An 18,835-nucleotide genomic window follows, 5' to 3' on the forward strand; every position below is an offset into this window, starting at 1 on the left:
GACGTCTGTACGGTCGACACATGCGTATCGGCTGAACGATTTTTCGCGAATGAATTCGCTCCCACAGGCTGTAGCCGGCGATCAAGCGATCACCGTTTTGATGACTGTTATTCAAGCAGGCTACTGCTCAGCACCTTCGACGGCTCCCCCATCACCCCCGCGGCCACCTGCACGAAGTCTTGCGTGCTCACCGGCCCCATCCGCATCACACCCTGAGCCACGTCATCCAGCGACTTCTGGTCGTCGGTCCGTTGCCGAATTTCCTGATCCAGCGCAATCAGCAGCAGCACCGCCCGGGCCGTCATCGCGGGGTCGACAGGGTCGGCGCGCAGCGTGCTGACTTTGCGGCTGATACGCGTGAGTATCGACTGCCAATCCTGATACCGGTCTTCGCTCATGCCGCCCGCCCGACGCAGCAGCTCGACAGCGTAGTACTCGGCCAGGCCTTCGGGTATCCAGTCACTGCGATCACGGGCCTTCACGCGACCGAACACCTGCACCAGCTCGCGCACCAAAGGGCTCACGCCGCTTTCGCTGATCAGCGGGCGATTGCTGTTAAGAAAGACCGAGTCATGCCCGGCGCTGGCGTTGCGCGCCATCGAGTCAGCCACGCCAACGACCAGCAACTTGCCCGGGGTACGCGCAAACACCGCTTGCAGCTTCGGCCAGACAAAGGTCATCAGCGTCAACGTTTCCATGCGCCGCATGCCCTGCCCTTTCGGCGAACTCACCGTGACCTCGGTGTCACCCAGCCGCGCACGCCGATTGATCAGGTTGCCGGCCAGCATCCAGCCGGTCGGGCGATCAAACAGCCGGGAGACGTTGTCGATGCGAAAACGATTCTTGCCGATGCGCGGCCATGACGTCTCGATGTGCTTCCAGCCGGTCGGCAAATCGAAGGTCAATCGCGCCTGCAGGCGCACACCCTCCTGCTGATCCAGGCGTGCGCCTGGCACCAGGTCCTCGCCTCGAAACAATGCCCAATCAGCGGTCATGCGGCTGTCGTAGCGCGGCTTCTCCATCGAAGGGCTCGCCGCGGGGCGGCTGACATGCACGCGGTACGTCAACGTTGCCTTGCCAGCGGCAGGCTTCCACACGCCACGCAATCTGCCACTGTTCGGCCCTGGCGCGGTCGTCCATTGCCCGTCTGCGTTGAAGTCGCTGAAATAGCCGTGATCGCCCAGATCAAAATCCAGGCTGCGCACCGCAGTACCCTGCTCCAGCGTCACCCGCACTTCTGCCTGATCGCTTTGCGGGAGCAAGGTGACGTGGTAATCCAGATCGACTTTTTTCGCCGCCCACGCGGGCAGACCAAAGAACAGCAGAACAGCACACAGCGGCAGTTGGTAACGCACGGAAAGACCACTCCTGTTGCGACAGGCTCAGGGATCGGGTGGCGAACGCCTGTAGAGGCGCAGGCAAATCAGCCCGCGCGGAAGATCAGATAATCTTCCCAGTCATCTTCGGCGACATTCTTTTCGCTGAGCATGCGCCCCGATTGGGAAATGCGTTCCTTGTGGACCTGCTCCCGGTCGCCACATACAAGGTGATGCCAAAGGGGCAGATCTTTTCCTTCGCTGACCAGACGGTAACCGCACGTCGGTGGCAGCCACTTGAATTCATCGGCCTGGCCCGGCGTGAGTTGAATGCAATCGGGAACCTGGTCGCGCCGATTCGGATAATCGGTGCACTGGCAGGTCTTCAGGTCCAGCAGCTTGCAGGCGATGCGCGTGTAATAAACGCTGCCGTCGTCTTCGTCCTCGAGTTTCTGCAGGCAGCACAGGCCGCAACCGTCGCACAGCGATTCCCACTCGACCGAATCGAGTTGATCGAGGGTTTTACGCATCCAGAACGGTTCGACTTTGGCGGCCATGGTTTCGAGAAATCAGCATCGGGCAATGAAAAGGCCGCCAGTCTAGTGGCACATCGCAGCCGGGCCAAGCGCTGGCGACTGTCGGTAAGCGCAGACTTGCCAGCGAACGGCCGGCGCAGTAGCTTTATGCCCTCGCACGCAGGCGCCAGAGCCTTGCGGGCGACCTGCGCATCAACTGTCACTTTCGACAGCTGCCCGTTCGACGATGCCTGCCGTCCACGGCCCATCTGATTGATCCCGCACGCCGGTTCGCGCGCTGCGGTTTACTCACTCTTCAGGATCAGAATACCCATGAGCGCCAACCCACGTGTTGCCGAATACGCCATTGACCCCCAATTCACCGATCGCTGGTCGCCACGGGCCTTCACCGGCGAAAGCATTCCTCAGGAAACCCTGCTGAGCTTCTTCGAAGCCGCACGCTGGGCGCCTTCGGCTTACAACTCCCAACCGTGGCGCTTTCTGTACGCCCGACGCGATACGCCGAACTGGGAACGCTTCCTGGGGCTGCTGAACGAATTCAACCGAGGCTGGGCGCAGCACGCGTCGGCGCTGGTGATCGTGATCTCCAAGACCACCTTTACCGCACCCGGCGCCACAGAAGAAACACCTGCGCTGTGGCACACCTTCGACACCGGTTCGGCGTGGGGTCATTTGGCACTGCAAGCCAGCCTCAGCGGCTGGCACACCCACGGCATGGCGGGGTTCGATCAGGAGCTGACGCGCAAGGAGCTGAAAATCCCCGAGGGTTACGCGATTCACGCTGCGGTGGCGATTGGCAAACTGGGCGACAAATCGACCTTGGCCGACTACCTGCAAGCCCGCGAAACGCCAAGCCCGCGTCGACCTTTGGCAGAGCTGGCGGCTGAAGGGGATTTCAGTTTGTAAGGCGGTGTGAGCCATTCTTGCTGCCGGTTCGAAACGTCAGGTTGACGCAGCTTTTGTAGGAGCGCGCTTGCCCGCGATCTACCGCGCAGCGGTAGCAAAATCAGGCAACTCGATCATGCCTGACACCCCGCATGCACAGGTCTTGCTGCCGGTTCCCGGCAGATCGCGGGCAAGCGCGCGCCTACAAGGGCGCCCCACTAACGCTCAATAACCCTTCGCGAAATCCACTTCCCCGCGCAACGCTTCACCGGCGGCGTAGGCTTTCAGGTTCTCGACGAACAACTGGGTCATGGCCGGTGGCGAGGTCGGTGCAGAACTGTGACCGGTCAGCAGCAACCCCCAGGCCGTCCAGAACGGATGGCGTTGCGGCAATGGTTCCTGACGGCAGACGTCAATCACCGCGCCCGCCAGATGACCCTCCTTCAACGCCTGGACCAGATCGGCATCGACCACCGCCACGCCGCGCCCGACGTTGATGAACAGCGCCGAGGGTTTGAATTTAGCGAACAGCTTCGCGTCGTAGAGATCGTGGGTCTGAGCCGTGTTGGGCAGCAGATTGATCACGAAATCAACCTCGCCCACCAAACGCGGCAAATCCTCCAGCGCACCCACTTCAACGAAGGGCGCCTGTGTGCGCGCACTGGATGCAATGCCATACAGCTCAACGCCAAACGGCACCAGAAACTCGGCAACCCGGACACCAATGTCGCCGGTGCCGACGATCAGCGCCTTGCGCCCGGCCAGGCTCTGGCCCATCCGGTCGTCCCATTTGCGCTCGACCTGGCTCACCAGCCGGGCCAGCACTTCACGTTCATGCACCAACATATAGGTCAGCACGAACTCAGCCATGACCTGGCCAAAAATGCCGACCGCGCGGGTCAGCCGGTAGTCCCGGTTCAGCCCAGGCGCCAGCAGCGGCGTAATGCCTGCCCAGGTCGATTGCAGCCACTGTGGGGTGTGGCCCTGGCGCAGCAGGTTGGCGAGCAGGTCGGGTTGACCCAGCCAGATCGAGGTCTGGGCCGCCATTTTTGACAGCTCGGCGGAGTCGCCGCTGCTCAGCACTTCGATGTCGGGAGCGGCCTTGCGAAGTAACTCGGTGTAAACAGGGTAATCGTGTTCGGCAATCAGAACGCGCATGGATTCAAAACTCAGAAAAACAGGACATGCGACCGCAAGGCATCTGACGCCCACCGAACTCAAAGAAGACGGGGCAAGCAGAAGCTGACAGCGGTCCGGTAAACCCCCGTGATGAATGACGGGGTCGAACGTCGGTCAGACCGGGTCGTTGCGGCGCAACAACTCTTCGGGCAAATGCTCGATGTACTCGTCTTCGGCAGGCGGCATCTGCAGGTGGTACCCCTGCTTCTCGAGGTTCGCCAGCACCGTGTGAATGTCTTCACGGGCCAGTGCGCGTTCAGGCGTCAGGACCAGGTCGAACGCGTGCTGCGGCTTGCCGAATGCGGTGAGCAGTTCGACCGGGACGCGTTCGAGCGCATCGCTCTTGAGCACGTAAAGGTACATTTCGTTCTTGCGAGGGCTGCGGTAGATGGAGCAAATACGTTTCAAGGCTGTTCTCCGGCATTGGCCAGGCTGTCGAGCAGCATCTGACCCATCAACTCGCGGCGCCAGCCACGCAGCGAGTCGGGCAGTTTATAGGGACCGTCTGGAAAACCGGTCTTGAGCAGGGCTTCGAGCGTCTTCTTGCGCAGCATCAGCTCCGGCGCCATGTCCAGGCGTTCGGCTTGTTGCTGACCAATGGCGCGCAGGCGCTTCAACACATTGGACGCCTCGATGGGCAGCGGCTCCGGCAATGCCGGCGGCCACAGGTCCTGGGACACGCTGCCGGCTTTCTGGATCAGGTCGAGCAGAAACTCGCCGTCCTGACGCACGGTCTTGGGGTGCATGTCTTCGATTTTCGCCAGTGCGGCGAGGTTGTCCGGCTGGGTCTTGGCCAGCGGCCACAGCGAGTGTTCGCGCAATACCCGATTGCGCGGTTGATTGCGCAGGCGTGCCTGCTGCTCACGCCAGGCACACAGCTCGCGCAGCACGTTCAATTGCGCGCGGGACAGCTTCCACGCCAGCTTGGCCTCGCGGTAGACCTCATACGGGTCAGTTTCACGACGCAGGTTGGCAACCAGTTCGGCACCGTCTTCCAGCACCCAGGCGTATTTTTCGTCAGACAGACGCGGGCGAAGCAGGCTGTAGACCTCGGCCAGGTGCACGGCGTCTTCGGCGGCGTAGCTGATCTGCGTCTCGGACAGCGGTCGTTGCAGCCAGTCCGAACGGGTCTCGCCCTTGGGCAACTCGATGTTCAACACTTCCTGCACCAGCCGCGAATAGCCCATCGAGAACCCAAGGTTCAGGTAGGCAGCGGCCAGTTGAGTGTCGAACAGAGGCGCGGGCAGGCTGCCGGTCAGGCGCAGCAAGACTTCCAGGTCTTCGCTGCAGGCGTGAACCACTTTGATGACATCGGTGTTTTCCAGCAGCGCAGACAGGGGTTTCCAGTCATCGATCAGCAGCGGATCGATCAGATAGGCCCGCGAGCCATCGCCAATCTGCAAAAGCGCGGCGATGGGATAGAAGGTGTCGACCCGCATGAATTCGGTGTCGAGCGCGACAAACGGCAGCGTCTGCCACTGTGCGCAATGTTGGGCGAGGCTGTCGTCGTCGCGAATCCAGTGAATATCGATGGCCACACGGCTCTCCCTTGAAGAATGGCGCGCAGTATATATCGCTCTAAGCGTTTACCGGGCATCCGTCCTGCAAGTCTTGAACAACTTCATCTTGCGTGTTTATCGACAAGGCACTTTCCGACGACCGCTCATCGGATCACTCGCCCGCTTTACGCAGCACATAGACGCGCCACATGGCGTAACCCGGCAAGAAGTCGTGATACCCGACAACGCGGAAACCGGCTTGTGCAAACTCCGACTCAATGTCGGAACGGCAGACCACAAAGCGATTGCGCACGGTCGGCGTACCGCTCGCGTCCAGGCGGCTGCCCTCTTGGCGCTTTCGTCGCCAGGCCTTGAGGTTGCCATCGACCCACAACGCCACAATCGCGGTGTCGCGGGTCACGCGGTGGAATTCTTCGAGAATCGCCATCCGCTTTTCGCTGTCGGCGACGTGGTGGAAAAGCCGCATGCAAAAGATGCAATCCACGGCGTTCGCCGACAGGCCGATGGAAAACGCCGAACTTTGAAACGTGCGAATGCGCTTGCGGATTTCCACGGAGGATTGCGCTTCAGCGATATCCAGCATGTCAGTCGAAGGGTCGGCCGCGAGGATCACGCGGTTGCTGTGTTCGGCCAGCACCGGCCAGAACCGCCCGGCACCTGACGGCAGATCCAGCACCAGTCCGGGCTCCCCGGCATCACGCAATGCCTGACGCGCCAGTTGCGCATCGCGCCACAGGCTCAAACGCCGTGCCAGACCCTGTTCATGGTGCTGAACGTAGTGCTGGGTCTGGCGTTTATCGGTCGCCTGCTCACTCATTGGCCAGTACCCCGTCCGTATATATCCCCCGGCAGCCGGCGAACATGTCGAGCGCCGGGTTGTAGACGCTGGTGTGAACCTGCAACAAGCCGAGCATCGAGTGGAACAGGTTGTCCTGACTTAGCGGGGCATTACGCTCGTTTTGCAAACAATGCGTGTCGACGGCGAAAGACTGCTGATAGTTATCCGAGAACCAGGCAATCATCGGCACGTGCTTCTGTTGATCCGGCGCCAACATATAAGGCGTGCCGTGCAGGAACAGGTTGTATTCACCCAATGATTCGCCATGGTCGGACAAATACAACATCGCGGTATCGACTTTGTCCTGATTGCTGCGCAATGTATCGATCAACGATGCCAGCACATGATCGGTGTACAGCAGCGTATTGTCATAACCGTTGACGATACTTTCCCGCGAACAATTGTTCAGCGCATTGCTTTCACACACCGGCGTAAACTTCTCGAACGCTTTCGGGTAACGCTTGAAATATTCGGGGCCGTGGCTGCCCATTTGGTGAAGTACCAGCACGGTGTCCTTGTCCAGGTGGTCGATGAAGTTCTGCAGGCCCTGCAGCAGAATCTCGTCGCGGCACTCATTGTTGGCGCACAGGACAGGATCCTTCAGGTTGCTCACATCCTGCAGGGTCACGCGATCGCAGGTGCCCTTGCAGCCGGACTGGTTGTCACGCCAGATCACGTCGAGACCAGCGCGTTTGAGCACGTCGAGCATGCCTTCCTTGTTCTTGGCCGCGCTGGCGTCGTAATCCTTGCGGCCCATGTTTGAGAACATGCACGGCACCGAAACGGCCGTCTCCGTCCCGCAGGAGTGCACGTCGGTGAACGTCAGCAGCCCTCGTTCTTTCTTCAATTGAGGCGTGGTATCGCGCTTATAGCCCAGGATGCCGAAGTTCTCGGCACGGGCGCTCTCGCCGACCACCAATACTGTCAGCGACTTGCGCTTGTGTTGTTGCCACTCGGTGGACAGCGTCGCGTCCTGCCCGATACTCACAAACGGCTGTTGAGCTGATTTGACCTGTTCACTCAGGTAGCCCACCGAGGCACCGATGTAGTTACTCGGCACCACCATCAAACGCAGTTCATGGTGATTACGGAACAGTGAAGACAGGCCTTGATAATTGATGAGCGCCACACCGCCGATCGCACATGCACACACGGTACTGACCACCACCTTGCTCAACACTTCACGTGGCCAACGACGGTAAATAATGGGCGTCTTCCACAGAATCACCGAAGGCAGAACGCCGAGGAACAACACATACGCTGCCAATTTCAACGACAACAGGTCGCGCACTTCCGTCGCATTGGTTTCGGCAAAGTTGCGAAACATACCGGCATCAATCATGACGCCGTACTGGCTCATGAAGTAAGCAACGCCCGCGCTAACCAGAAACAGCGCAATCAATACCGGTTTCAATACGCGCTTGAAAGCGAATAACGTCAGAAAAATATTAAAAGCACAAAACACCATCAACGCAAAAGCACCGCGCAACAGAAGTCCCTTACCGTTGAAATCGGTAATGGCGAAAAGGTGCTGCCAGAGCGTGAGGTTAAACCCGAGCAATAAAAAAATGCTGGCGAGCGCGGTCACGAGTTCCGGACGAACTGCTTTTATGTTCGGCATGAGGGTCTGCTTGACTGAAAAAAGACACCGTCGACCAAGAGAATTCAAACTCTTTCGACGTCGCGAACTTTAGGCAGCGTGCCATCAATTTTTTGTGAAAAGGATGAGAACAAAAGGTCTGGCGCTGACTTCTTTTTCCGCAGGAAGAGTCCGAGGGTAAGCGTTGGTCAAGACGCGCGGCATTTGGAGACGATTGCAGGCGAGTACGTTCTCTCAGTCATCTCGAAACGGTCTGAGAGAACGCTTTACCTAAAAGCCGAGCCTTTAAAGGGGCTCGACAGCCAGTTCTGCAAGGGGCGCTGTGCCAGCACTGATCCCTTTGTCGTCGACGATCGCATCCTCAATAATCATCTGCGCGGCCTTCTCGGCAATCATCACGGTAGGGGAGCATGTGTTGCCGGAGGTGATGGTCGGCATGATCGACGCATCCACCACCCGCAGCCCCGTCACCCCATGCACACGCAACCTTTCATCGACGACCGCGTCGCGTCCCTGCCCCATTTTGCAGGTGCCGACCGGGTGAAAAATGGTGGTGCCGATGCTGCTTGCGGCTTGGCGTAACTCTTCATCGGTTTGAAGGCTGGCGCCGGGCAGGTACTCCACCGGCTCGAAACGCGCGAGCGCGGGCGCTGATGCGATGCGACGCGTCAGGCGAATGGCATCCGCGGCGACCTTCAGGTCAGTCTCGTGGCTGAGATAGTTGGGACGAATGAGGGGCGCTGCGTCCGCCAGGGCCGAGCGGACCTCCACGGTGCCGCGACTCTGCGGGCGCAAATCGCACACCGACGCGGTAAACGCCGGGAAGCGGTGAAGCGGTTCCCCGAAGCGTTCCAGCGACAACGGCTGCACGTGGTACTCCAGATTCGCAGTCGCCTGCTCCGGCCCTGAGCGGGCAAATGCGCCCAATTGGCTCGGTGCCATGGCCAGCGGCCCGCTGCGATTGATCGCGTAACGCAGCCCCATGTTCATCTTGCCCCACAGGCTCCCGGCCATCTGGTTCAACGTCCGCCCATTGCTGACTTTGTAGATCAACCGCAACTGCAGGTGATCCTGCAGGTTGGCGCCGACGCCCGGCAGCTCATGACGCACGCCGATGCCGAGCCTTTCCAGCAACGGGCGCGGCCCGATCCCCGACCGTTGAAGCACCATCGGTGAGCCGATAGCACCGCAGCACAGAATGATTTCGCGCTTGGCACTCAGGCGACGTTCCTGATGACCGACCTTGCCGAGCACCGCGCTGGCCCGGCCATTTTCGAACTCGATGCGTGAGACCTCGGCGTGGGTCAGCACCGTCAGGTTTGGCCGCTGAGCCACCGGACGCAGAAACGCCTTGGACGCATTCCAGCGCACGCCGCGCCGCTGATTGACCTGAAAGTAGCTGCAACCTTCATTGTCGCCACCGTTGAAGTCTGGAATCGAGGGAATGCCTGTCTGTGCGGCGGCCTCACGAAAGGCATCGAGCAAGGTCCACTTCAGACGCTGCTGCTCAACGCGCCATTCGCCTTGCCCGCCGTGCAGGTCGGAGTCGCCGGCGTAGTGGCTTTCCGAGCGTTTGAAAACCGGCAATACGTCCTGCCAGCCCCAGCCTTTGTTGCCCTGCGCTTCCCACGCGTCATAGTCACGGGACTGCCCGCGCATGTAGATCATGCCGTTGATGGACGAACAGCCACCCAGCACCTTGCCGCGCGGATAATTCAAGGCTCGCCCGTTCAGGCCGGGTTCGGCTTCGGTTTTGAAACACCAGTCGGTGCGCGGATTGCCAATGCAGTAGAGGTAACCCACCGGCACGTGAATCCAGGCGTAATTGTCCTGCCCGCCCGCTTCGAGCAACAGAACACGGTGTGAAGGGTTGAGTGACAGCCGATTCGCCAGCAAGCACCCGGCCGGGCCAGCGCCGACGATCACGTAGTCATAGAGCACACTGTCCGTTTGCATGCGTCCCTCGTCGATCTTTTTGTTTTTATCGAGGGGACATCCTGAAGTTTTTCGTCACAAAACAAAAGACCGCCGCATGTTTCCATGGGGCGGTCTTTGTGAAGCGGCAGGTATCACTACGTAGGAGCGCGCTTGCCCGCGATCACAGTGGGTCAGCAAGCAATATTTAGCTGACCCACTGTGATCGCGGGCAAGCGCGCTCCTACATAAAGCGAAGTGCGCAGGCCGTTACACCGCGCTACGACGGTAGCTGCGATAGCTCGGCATCCAGAAGTTACGCTCGATGGCCTCCACCAGCATCTCTTCGGTGGTTTCCAGCGCCACGCCTTCGGCCTGAGCCTGTTTGGCCACCGCCAGTGCGATCTTCTTGCTCACGTCCTGGATTTCTTTCAGCGGCGGCAGTACCGCGTCGCCCTTGCCGGTGACCATCGGCGAGCATTCAGCCAGTGCATTGGAAGCCGCCATCAGCATCTTGTCCGTGATGCGCGTGGCCTTCGCCGCGATCACGCCCAGGCCGATGCCCGGGAAGATGTAGGAGTTGTTGCACTGGGCGATGTGGAACGTGCGGTCGCCCACAGTGACCGGCGCAAACGGACTGCCTGTGGCCACCAGCGCGTCGCCGTTGGTCCAGGTCAGGACCTCCTGCGGCGTGACTTCGACTTTCGAGGTCGGGTTGGACAGCGGCATCACCAACGGCTTGGCACAGTGTTTGTGCATTTCGCGGATGATCTGCTCGGTGAACAGACCGCGTTGGCCCGATACACCAATCAGCACGGTCGGTTTGCCGTGGCTGACCACGTCCAGCAATTCAGGATAACCCTCGCCGCTCGACCAGCCCGCCACGTCGCCTGCTTTCTGGGCAAGGTTCTTCTGGAAGTCCAACAGGTTATCCATGCTGTCGGTCAGCAGGCCGAAGCGGTCGACCATCATCACGCGCTTGCGTGCTTCGGCTTCGCTCAAGCCCTCGATGACCATCGCGGCAATGATGTGCTCGGCGATCCCGCAACCAGCGGAACCGGCGCCCAGGAACACTACGCGTTGCTGACCCAGCGTTTCGTTCTTCGCCTTACAGGCCGCGAGCAACGTACCCACGGCCACCGACGCGGTGCCCTGAATGTCGTCGTTGAAGCAGCACAGCTCGTCGCGGTATTTCTCCAGCAACGGCATGGCGTTGGTCTGGGCGAAGTCCTCGAACTGCAACAGCACGTCTGGCCAGCGACGCTGAACCGCTTCGATGAACAGCGCGATGAAGTCTTCGTACTCTTTACCCGTCACACGCTTGTGGCGCCAGCCCATGTACATCGGGTCGTCCAGCAACTCCTGGTTGTTGGTGCCCACGTCCAGCACGATCGGCAGCGTATACGCCGGGCTGATGCCACCACACGCGGTGTACAGCGACAGTTTGCCGATCGGGATGCCCATGCCGCCAATGCCCTGGTCGCCCAGACCCAGGATGCGCTCGCTGTCGGTGACCACGATGATCTTGATGCGATCTTTCGTTGCGCTGCGCAGGATATCGTCGATGCGATCACGCTCTGGGTAGGAAATGAACAGACCGCGGTGGGTGCGGTAGATCTTCGAGAATTCCTGGCACGCCTGACCCACGGTCGGCGTGTAGATGATCGGCAGCATCTCTTCCAGATGCGAATCCAGCAGGCGGAAGAACAACGTTTCGTTGTTGTCCTGAATCGAGCGCAGATAGATGTGCTTGTCGAGATCACTCGCGCACTGTTGGTACTGGTTGTAAACGCGGGTCACCTGCTCTTCGATGGTCTCAACGTTCTGCGGCAACAAGCCGATCAGGTTGAAATCCACACGCTCCTGCGGCGTGAACGCACTGCCCTTGTTGAGCAGCGGCATCTCCAGCAACGAAGGGCCAGCGTAGGAAATATATAAAGGTCGCGAGGTCTTGGTCATTTTCAGTGATCGCCTTTTCTCTGTTTTGCTCTGTCAATTCGTAATCGAAACGGTGCCCCGGAGGTCGATGTTTCACGACACTCAACGCAGGATCCGTCCGAAGAAAATGGGGAGATGAAAAATCAGGGTGCCTATCTTACTCGTCTCGGCGTGGTTGCGTCATTTTGTCACGCACACGATTGCGAAATGATGGCTGAGGGCGACGGGGTTGGACAGTGAAAGAGTTGTCAGGGAGAAGTCGTGTATCGTTTGCAGATCGGCGGCGGCCAATCATCCCTACTGCGTGACCTCACACAGAAAAACAGATCCTTCAGCGCCCTGGAGACAGAGGTAAACCCACGAGCGAGCTCAAACCGCTGGATATATCCAGATACCTGACGGAGGCTGAAACGGTTTCCGAGTTTCTGACGGCGTCGCGTGAGGAGGAAGACCCTGAGGTCTTTCTGAAGGCATTGGCCGAAGTCGCCAAAGCGCAAGGTCAATTGGCAAGCGATTGAGACAGGGAGAACCTTCACAACCCCCTCGCACCCGGCGCAACGCCTCGATATGACACGACGCTCATATTGCTGGGTGCGCTGGGTGCGAAGGTGACGATCAATAAGCGGTGGGGTTTTTATCGACCTGCGTTCGGGCAATCACAGAACAAGACGCCTGAGAAACCCGCCTTCAGGCTCAAGCTAGGCGTTGCTCAGCCGTCTACGCCTTGCTGCCAACGCTCGCTTACAAGACAGCTCGGCGTAGTCCATGAATATCCTGGCAAGCCGCCTGAGCGCGACCTCCTCTCGCTCACCGCCAACCACCGAGTCAAATCCCAGCGCCACCTTGTGCGCGTGAGGCAGTTCATCCCAACTCGTCATGAGGTAGGCATACATGGCGCTGACGACCTGATCTTCAGTCATCTTCCGCGCGGGCCCGCGTTCTCGGATTGCCAATCTGCCGCGATGCCGAGCGTTCTTAATCCGGGTCCCATTCTGATTCATAGCCAAGAAGAACTCCCTACCATTTACATATCCATGGGCAGAAGCATAGCTCAATATCCTATTTTGGGTTAATCCCAAATCAGGTTTATTTACACGGCTGGCCCAATGAAAGGCAGCTCGCCGTGAAGACTATCCACAACGCTCGGTACCAAACGCTCGTGAGATTGCTCATGGAGACACGCGTCGCCGAAGGACTCACACAGAAAGAATTGGCCGACAGGCTCGGCCGACCCCAGTCATTCGTATCGAAAACGGAGAATTCAGAGCGCAGATTGGACGTCATCGAATTCATCGAGATATGCCGAGGAATGGGGAAGGATCCGAAGACAATGCTGGCCAGCCTGGAATAACCAAGCGTCAAGGTGGCGATGTCAGATCATTTGCCAGCATGGCCTCAGCGAATTGAATCAAAACGTCCAGATGGTCTGTTATGACCGCAGACGTCTCGAGAGGCGTGAACACCTGATCATCATGGAGTGCCTTGTGGCAGTAATCCGCCAACAGGCTCATGGTCGGCATCAGCGTCGTTAACCCGCAGCGGGAAAGCAGCAGATCGAACACGTGGTCGGTATCCCGAGGGACACCCAGCTTTGCGTGAAAGATGATCAACTGTCCGACGCTCGCAGCAGCTTCGAAAGCGCGAATAATGTTCAATATCGCCGCATCGTAACGACTGATGTCGTCGGCAAACGTTGAAGAGTCTTTCTCGAACTCTTCCTTGGCCCTTTCGACATGCCGCGAGATGGAACCTACTTTTATCTGCAGCGCGGCATTAAACATTTCCCTATCTGGATCGAACACGGACCGCTCCTTTTGTGGCCGCCAAAAACAAAAAAGCCCCAGAAGCATAACTTCTGGGGCTTTATTTGTAATGGCGGAGAGATAGGGATTTGAACCCTAGGTACTGTCGCCAGTACAACGGATTTCGAATCCGTCCCGTTCGGCCACTCCGGCATCTCTCCAACGGCGCGCATCATAACAGCTTGGGCGAAGAACGCGAATCCTTTTTTGGATTTTTTCGCGTTCTTTCAGATGCTTGCAGCGTTTTCGCGGTTTAGAGCGGTACGCCGAGACGCTGGGCGACTTCTTCGTAGGCTTCGATGACGTCACCGAGGCCCTGACGGAAGCGGTCCTTGTCCATTTTCTTCTTGGTGTCCTTGTCCCACAGGCGGCAGCCGTCCGGGCTGAATTCGTCGCCCAGGACGATGGAGCCGTCGCTGAACACGCCGAATTCAAGCTTGAAGTCGACCAGCAGCAGGCCTGCGTCGTCGAACAGCTTGGTCAGCACGTCATTGACCTTCAGGGACAGTTCCTTCATGCGCACCAGTTGCTCGGCGGTGCCCCAGCCGAATGCCACGACGTGGGATTCGTTGATGAACGGGTCGCCCTTGGCGTCGTCCTTCAGGAACAGTTCGAAGGTGTACGGATTGAGCTTCATGCCTTCTTCGACGCCCAGGCGCTTGACCAGGCTGCCTGCGGCGTAGTTACGCACGACGCATTCGACCGGGATCATGTCGAGCTTCTTGACCAGCACTTCGTTGTCGGCCAGCAGTTTGTCGAACTGGGTCGGAATGCCGGCCGCTTCGAGCTTCTGCATGATGAAGGCATTGAACTTGTTGTTCACCATGCCTTTGCGGTCGAGCTGTTCGATGCGCTTGCCGTCGAACGCCGAGGTGTCGTTGCGAAACAGCAGGATCAAGCGGTCGGCGTCGTCGGTCTTGTAAACCGATTTGGCCTTGCCGCGGTAGAGTTCTTCACGTTTTTCCATGATGGGCTCCGCTTGCAAAAAGTTCGGGCGAGGCGCCCAGTAAAAAGGTTCTGGGCGAGTCGCCCGTTAACAACAACCGGGCTGTCGCCCCGTTTGGGACGCTAGGCGATTTCGCGCCAGTCGAGCCCTGAATCCTGGTCGGCCAATTGTAGCCAGTCCGGATCGCACCCGAGGGTGTCGACGAAACATTGCCGGGCCAGATGCGGCAGGTTGTTCTTGCTGCTCAGATGGGCCAATACCAAGTGTTGCAGGCCTTGCCATCCCAGCTCGCTCACCAGACCTGCGGCCTGATGATTGTTCAAGTGTCCGTATTGCCCGCCCACCCGCTGCTTCAGAAAGTAGGGGTAAGCCCCTCGGGCCAGTAAATCGCGACAGTGGTTGGACTCGATCATCAGGGCATCCAGTCCACGATAGCTGTCGAGCACCGATGGACAGTAAGACCCCAGATCGGTCAGCAGGCCAAAGCGCTTGCGCCCATCATTGAAGACAAACTGCGTGGGCTCCAGCGCATCATGGGCCACGGAAACCACATCGATGCTCAGACCGCCAATCCGTACACCCTGCCCGCCCGTCAGCCTCACGCCTGCCTCGACCGGCTTGCGCATGCCGCGCAAGGTCCCGTCGCTGAGATAGACCGGCACATCGTATCGCCGAGACAGCAAACCCACGCCATGCACATGATCGGCATGTTCGTGGGTCACCAGAATGGCGCTCAGCTGATGACCGCTGACGCCCAGCCTGTCCAGCCGACGCTCGGTTTCCCGCAAGGAGAAACCGCAGTCGACCAGCACGTACGTGTCGTTGCTCGCAACCAGCGTGCCGTTACCCCGGCTGCCGCTGCCCAGAACCGCGAAACGCACTTAACCGAGGTTGTCTTGAATGACGCTCAACACGCGACGGGCGACTTCTGTCGGCGCCACGGTGTTGATGTTCTTCTCGACCGTGACCTGAACGTTGTCACCCACCTTGCTCAGGCGAACCTGGTAACGGTCGGCGCGGGCTTCTTTCTCTTCCTTGGTCTCTTCACTGCCAAACATGCGCCCAAAGAAGCCTGGTTTGTTTTCCGGCTTGTCCGCTTTTTCCGCAAGGTTGATGTAGTAAAGACCCAGGCTGCGGTTGATGTCTTCTACGCGCCAGTCACCCTGGTTCAGCGCACGACCCACACTGGACCATGCACGGTCGAGGTCGGCACCGAGGTTCAGAACCGGGTTGCCGCTGCCGTCTTCGCTCAGCGCGACACGGCTTGGGGTATCGAAGTCACGCGCCGCCAGCAGGGACACCGACCCACCCTTCTCGGCGGTACGGGTCAGGCTGGCCAGCATGTCGTCGGTCAGGACCGAGTCCAAGCCAACGTTGGTGCTGCGTGAAGGGAAAGCAGGCTCTTCGCTGCTGCCGGCAGGACGCTGAACGCTGACCACGTAGACTTCACTGGTGTTGCGCTGCACGCCCGGTTCGATCCGCACGCGAACGCGGGTTTCGGTGCTGGCAGCGTCGCCGGCCGAGCCCATGCGCTTGGCAACAGACGCGGACAATTCGTCCATGCGCTGCCAGGTGGTGTTGAATTCACCGGTCGCAGGACGGTCTTCGGCGATGCGGAAACCGTTGTCTTCGAAATACTGGTGCGCCACCGGCCAGACTTCGGCGGGCGCGCGCTGAGCGAGAATCCAGCGGTTGTCGCCGCTCTTCTGCAGCGTGTAGTCGCTGGAGTCCTGAGCGGTGGACAGCGCCTGCGGACGCGGCACGGTGAACTCACCCTTCTGGGTGTCGTCGGCCACGTTGCGCGGGATCGGCAGCAGCGGGTCCAGGCGTTTGGATTCCTGGATGCCTTCAGGCAACTGCATCGCAGGTTTCTGGGTCGCTTCCAGGTAATCGCTGCTGCGATCACGGAAGTAACCGTCCTGACCAAACAGCCAGCTGCAACCGCTGGTGCTGGAGATAATCAAGGCTAGTGCGGAAAGTCCGGCCAGTCGCTTCATTGCGTAGTGCTTCCTCATTAAACCAATACACCGGACTGGCGCAATGCCTGACGCAGCGGCTCGTGGCAAGACTCGCTGAGCCAGGTGAGCGGCAGACGGATACCGTCCGGCATCAAACCCATCTCATGCAGGGCCCATTTCACGGGAATAGGGTTCGATTCGATGAACAGGGTCTTGTTCAGCGGCATCAGTTTTTCGTGGAGCGCACGGGCAGTGGCAGCGTCACCGGCCATGGCAGCCTTGCACAGGTCGGCCATGTCGCGCGGGGCGACGTTGGCGGTGACCGAAATATTGCCTTTGCCGCCGAGCAGGATCAGCTCGACCGCGGTGGCGTCGTCGCCGGAATACACCAGGAAGTCGCTGCTGACGCCGGCCAGGATGTCCTTGGCGCGCTGCAGGTCACCGGTGGCTTCCTTGATGGCGATGATGTTCTTGACCTTGGACAGGCGAATCACGGTCTCGGCCGACATGTCGCAGGCGGTGCGGCCTGGCACGTTGTAGAGGATCTGCGGGATGTCCACGGCTTCGGCGATGTGCTTGAAGTGCTGGTACAGGCCTTCCTGGGTCGGCTTGTTGTAGTACGGGGTCACCAGCAGGCAGGCATCGGCACCGGCATTCTTGGCGTTGGTGGTCAGTTCGACCGCCTCGCGGGTGGAGTTGGCGCCCGTGCCGGCAATCACCGGGATGCGGCCAGCGACCTGCTGGACAACACGGCGAATGACTTCAATGTGCTCGTTGACGTCAAGCGTCGCAGACTCACCTGTAGTGCCGACGGCAACAATGGCGTTGGTGCCCTCTTGCAGGTGAAAGTCCACCAGTTTGCTCAGGCTGTCCCAGTCAAGACGACCCTGTGCATCCATAGGTGTGACCAGTGCCACCATACTGCCCGCAATCATGCAAACCGCTCCTGCCGGAAAAAGAGAGCGGTAATGGTACTGGCGCCATGATCCTTGCACAAGGCGAGCATTCCCCTGAGCGACGGTTTTCGCTACCCTTCGGTCTTTGATCGGTACTGGTCATCTGCGCAGCTCGTTCGACTGTCCGCTTTCATCGTCGCAAACCCCGCTCCAGCGTCGCCTGTCACTCGGGTTGACCGGTTCATCCCGGACACACGCGACAGGGGCCGGGTCGACGTTGCAAGTCGTGCGATCATCGAATCCGCCGCACAAGCCAACAATGTACCGACCGCTCATCGCTTAGGAATGCTGCATGTCGTCCATCCCCACAGTTCGCGAACAATTCCTTGTCATCAGTGCCCTTGGCGCAAACCCAATGGAGCTGACCAACGTCCTGTGCCGCGCCAGTCATGAAAACCGTTGCTCGGTGGTCAGCTCGCGCCTCACCCGCCACGGCGAATGCAGTGCGTTAATCCTGCAGGTCACCGGCAGCTGGGACGCTCTGGCGCGCCTCGAGACCGGCCTGCCCAATCTGTCGAAAAAACACGCGTTCACCGTCAACGTCGTGCGCAGTGCATCGCTGGAAAGCCGTCCAGAAGCCCTGCCGTACGTGGCGTACGTCAGCTCGGCGTATCGCCCGGACATCATCAATGAACTCTGCCAGTTCTTCATCGACCATCACGTCGAGCTGGAAAACCTGATCTGCGACACTTATCAGGCGCCGCAGACCGGCGGCACGATGCTCAACGCGACGTTCACCGTGACATTGCCTGCCGGCACCCAGATCAGCTGGCTGCGCGACCAGTTCCTGGACTTCGCCGACGCACTCAATCTCGACGCGCTGATCGAACCATGGCGCCCGCAAGCCCCTATGTAAGGAAACCACAATGGCTGTAGAACTGGACAAACCCGTTGCCGACTTTCAGGTACAGGCCACCAGCGATCAGGCCGTAAGCCTGTCTGCGTTGAAGGGTCAGCAAGTGGTGATTTATTTCTACCCGAAGGACAGCACGCCTGGCTGCACCACCGAAGGCCAGGGCTTCCGTGATGCGTACGCCGACTTCAAGGCGGCCAACACCGTGGTGTTTGGTGTGTCGCGCGACAGCCTGAAGTCTCACGAGAACTTCAAGGCCAAGCAGGAATTCCCGTTCGAGCTGATCTCGGACAAGGACGAATCCCTCTGCCAGCTGTTCGACGTGATCAAGCTGAAAAAGCTGTACGGCAAGGAATACCTGGGCGTTGATCGCAGCACCTTCCTGATCGACAAGGACGGTGTGCTGCGCAAGGAATGGCGTGGCGTGAAGGTCCCGGGGCATGTGACTGCGGTCCTGGAACAGGCTCAGGCGCTCAATAACGCCTGAGTGGTCCTTCTGTAGGAGCGCGCTTGCCCGCGAAGGGATGTAACAGGCGCCAGAGAACCTGTCCGCTCACCCATCATTCGCGGGCAAGCGCGCCTACAAAAACACAC

Annotated in this window: 19 protein-coding genes and 1 tRNA gene; 5 read left to right on the forward strand and 15 right to left on the reverse strand. The window is 59.5% G+C overall.

The annotated features are described in order from the left end of the window. Positions 1-107 precede the first annotated feature (107 nt). Both AB4N84_RS03950 and AB4N84_RS03955 read right to left on the reverse strand, forming a co-directional pair. On the reverse strand, positions 108-1,355 hold the full coding sequence (locus tag AB4N84_RS03950; RefSeq protein WP_460045323.1) for a hypothetical protein: 1,248 nt from the start codon (positions 1,353-1,355) through the stop codon (positions 108-110). Positions 1,356-1,423: 68 nt separating this feature from the next. Then, positions 1,424-1,873 carry a YcgN family cysteine cluster protein gene (locus tag AB4N84_RS03955; protein ID WP_460045324.1) on the reverse strand — a complete coding sequence of 150 codons (450 nt, stop codon included), beginning with the start codon at positions 1,871-1,873 and terminating at the stop codon, positions 1,424-1,426. A gap of 291 nt (positions 1,874-2,164) precedes the next feature. Here AB4N84_RS03955 and AB4N84_RS03960 point away from each other — a divergent pair, with 291 nt between their 5' ends. Next, complete coding sequence (locus AB4N84_RS03960; RefSeq protein ID WP_074752641.1) at positions 2,165-2,758, forward strand: nitroreductase family protein; 594 nt, start codon at positions 2,165-2,167, stop codon at positions 2,756-2,758. 204 nt (positions 2,759-2,962) lie between these two features. Here AB4N84_RS03960 and AB4N84_RS03965 read toward each other — a convergent pair whose 3' ends face one another. The 7 genes from AB4N84_RS03965 to AB4N84_RS03995 all read right to left on the reverse strand — a co-directional run bounded on the left by AB4N84_RS03965 (position 2,963) and on the right by AB4N84_RS03995 (position 11,747). Next, positions 2,963-3,895, reverse strand: coding sequence for a D-2-hydroxyacid dehydrogenase (locus AB4N84_RS03965; protein ID WP_460045325.1), 933 nt, complete (start codon positions 3,893-3,895; stop codon positions 2,963-2,965). A 135-nt stretch (positions 3,896-4,030) separates the two neighbouring features. After that, positions 4,031-4,324 (reverse strand): YcgL domain-containing protein, encoded by a 294-nt coding sequence (locus AB4N84_RS03970; RefSeq protein WP_074752643.1) that lies wholly within the window; start codon positions 4,322-4,324, stop codon positions 4,031-4,033. Next, on the reverse strand, positions 4,321-5,454 hold the full coding sequence (gene rnd / locus AB4N84_RS03975) for a ribonuclease D (RefSeq protein ID WP_460045326.1): 1,134 nt from the start codon (positions 5,452-5,454) through the stop codon (positions 4,321-4,323). The genes AB4N84_RS03970 and rnd overlap by 4 nt, the downstream gene beginning before the upstream one ends. A gap of 133 nt (positions 5,455-5,587) precedes the next feature. Further along, positions 5,588-6,253: a class I SAM-dependent methyltransferase gene (locus tag AB4N84_RS03980; protein WP_460045327.1), complete on the reverse strand. Its 666-nt coding sequence runs from the start codon at positions 6,251-6,253 to the stop codon at positions 5,588-5,590. Further along, positions 6,246-7,895, reverse strand: coding sequence for a phosphoethanolamine transferase (locus tag AB4N84_RS03985; RefSeq protein ID WP_460045329.1), 1,650 nt, complete (start codon positions 7,893-7,895; stop codon positions 6,246-6,248). Before AB4N84_RS03985 ends, AB4N84_RS03980 begins: the two co-directional genes overlap by 8 nt. Positions 7,896-8,159: 264 nt before the next feature. After that, positions 8,160-9,830, reverse strand: coding sequence for a GMC family oxidoreductase (locus AB4N84_RS03990; RefSeq protein WP_460045330.1), 1,671 nt, complete (start codon positions 9,828-9,830; stop codon positions 8,160-8,162). Positions 9,831-10,058: 228 nt separating this feature from the next. Next, the gene (locus AB4N84_RS03995) at positions 10,059-11,747 is read right to left on the reverse strand and encodes an NAD-dependent malic enzyme (RefSeq protein WP_460045332.1); all 1,689 of its coding nucleotides are present in this window, start codon (positions 11,745-11,747) and stop codon (positions 10,059-10,061) included. 404 nt (positions 11,748-12,151) lie between these two features. On the opposite strand from AB4N84_RS03995, the gene AB4N84_RS04000 reads away from it, so the two are divergent. Then, on the forward strand, positions 12,152-12,244 hold the full coding sequence (locus AB4N84_RS04000; RefSeq protein ID WP_460046933.1) for a hypothetical protein: 93 nt from the start codon (positions 12,152-12,154) through the stop codon (positions 12,242-12,244). A 605-nt stretch (positions 12,245-12,849) separates the two neighbouring features. Then, positions 12,850-13,077 carry a helix-turn-helix domain-containing protein gene (locus AB4N84_RS04005; RefSeq protein ID WP_346829497.1) on the forward strand — a complete coding sequence of 76 codons (228 nt, stop codon included), beginning with the start codon at positions 12,850-12,852 and terminating at the stop codon, positions 13,075-13,077. Positions 13,078-13,084: 7 nt separating this feature from the next. Here AB4N84_RS04005 and AB4N84_RS04010 read toward each other — a convergent pair whose 3' ends face one another. The 6 genes from AB4N84_RS04010 to dapA all read right to left on the reverse strand — a co-directional run bounded on the left by AB4N84_RS04010 (position 13,085) and on the right by dapA (position 17,367). Then, positions 13,085-13,528 carry a DUF86 domain-containing protein gene (locus AB4N84_RS04010; protein WP_460045334.1) on the reverse strand — a complete coding sequence of 148 codons (444 nt, stop codon included), beginning with the start codon at positions 13,526-13,528 and terminating at the stop codon, positions 13,085-13,087. A gap of 71 nt (positions 13,529-13,599) precedes the next feature. Beyond that, positions 13,600-13,689 (reverse strand) — tRNA-Ser (locus AB4N84_RS04015). A 92-nt stretch (positions 13,690-13,781) separates the two neighbouring features. Beyond that, positions 13,782-14,495, reverse strand: a complete 714-nt coding sequence (gene purC / locus AB4N84_RS04020; protein ID WP_460045336.1) for a phosphoribosylaminoimidazolesuccinocarboxamide synthase — start codon at positions 14,493-14,495, stop codon at positions 13,782-13,784. Between the two features lie 101 nt (positions 14,496-14,596). Further along, positions 14,597-15,355 carry an MBL fold metallo-hydrolase gene (locus tag AB4N84_RS04025; RefSeq protein ID WP_460045337.1) on the reverse strand — a complete coding sequence of 253 codons (759 nt, stop codon included), beginning with the start codon at positions 15,353-15,355 and terminating at the stop codon, positions 14,597-14,599. Beyond that, positions 15,356-16,471: an outer membrane protein assembly factor BamC gene (gene bamC, locus AB4N84_RS04030; protein ID WP_460045339.1), complete on the reverse strand. Its 1,116-nt coding sequence runs from the start codon at positions 16,469-16,471 to the stop codon at positions 15,356-15,358. Positions 16,472-16,488: 17 nt separating this feature from the next. Then, complete coding sequence (dapA, locus tag AB4N84_RS04035; RefSeq protein ID WP_460045340.1) at positions 16,489-17,367, reverse strand: 4-hydroxy-tetrahydrodipicolinate synthase; 879 nt, start codon at positions 17,365-17,367, stop codon at positions 16,489-16,491. Between the two features lie 313 nt (positions 17,368-17,680). Between dapA and AB4N84_RS04040 the strand changes: the two genes are divergently transcribed. Together AB4N84_RS04040 and AB4N84_RS04045 are read left to right on the forward strand one after the other, a co-directional pair. After that, complete coding sequence (locus AB4N84_RS04040; RefSeq protein ID WP_074752655.1) at positions 17,681-18,244, forward strand: glycine cleavage system transcriptional repressor; 564 nt, start codon at positions 17,681-17,683, stop codon at positions 18,242-18,244. A 10-nt stretch (positions 18,245-18,254) separates the two neighbouring features. Further along, positions 18,255-18,728 (forward strand): peroxiredoxin, encoded by a 474-nt coding sequence (locus AB4N84_RS04045; RefSeq protein ID WP_074752656.1) that lies wholly within the window; start codon positions 18,255-18,257, stop codon positions 18,726-18,728. The last annotated feature ends 107 nt before the right edge of the window (positions 18,729-18,835 follow it).

This window comes from Pseudomonas sp. S2_H01 (assembly GCF_054668305.1).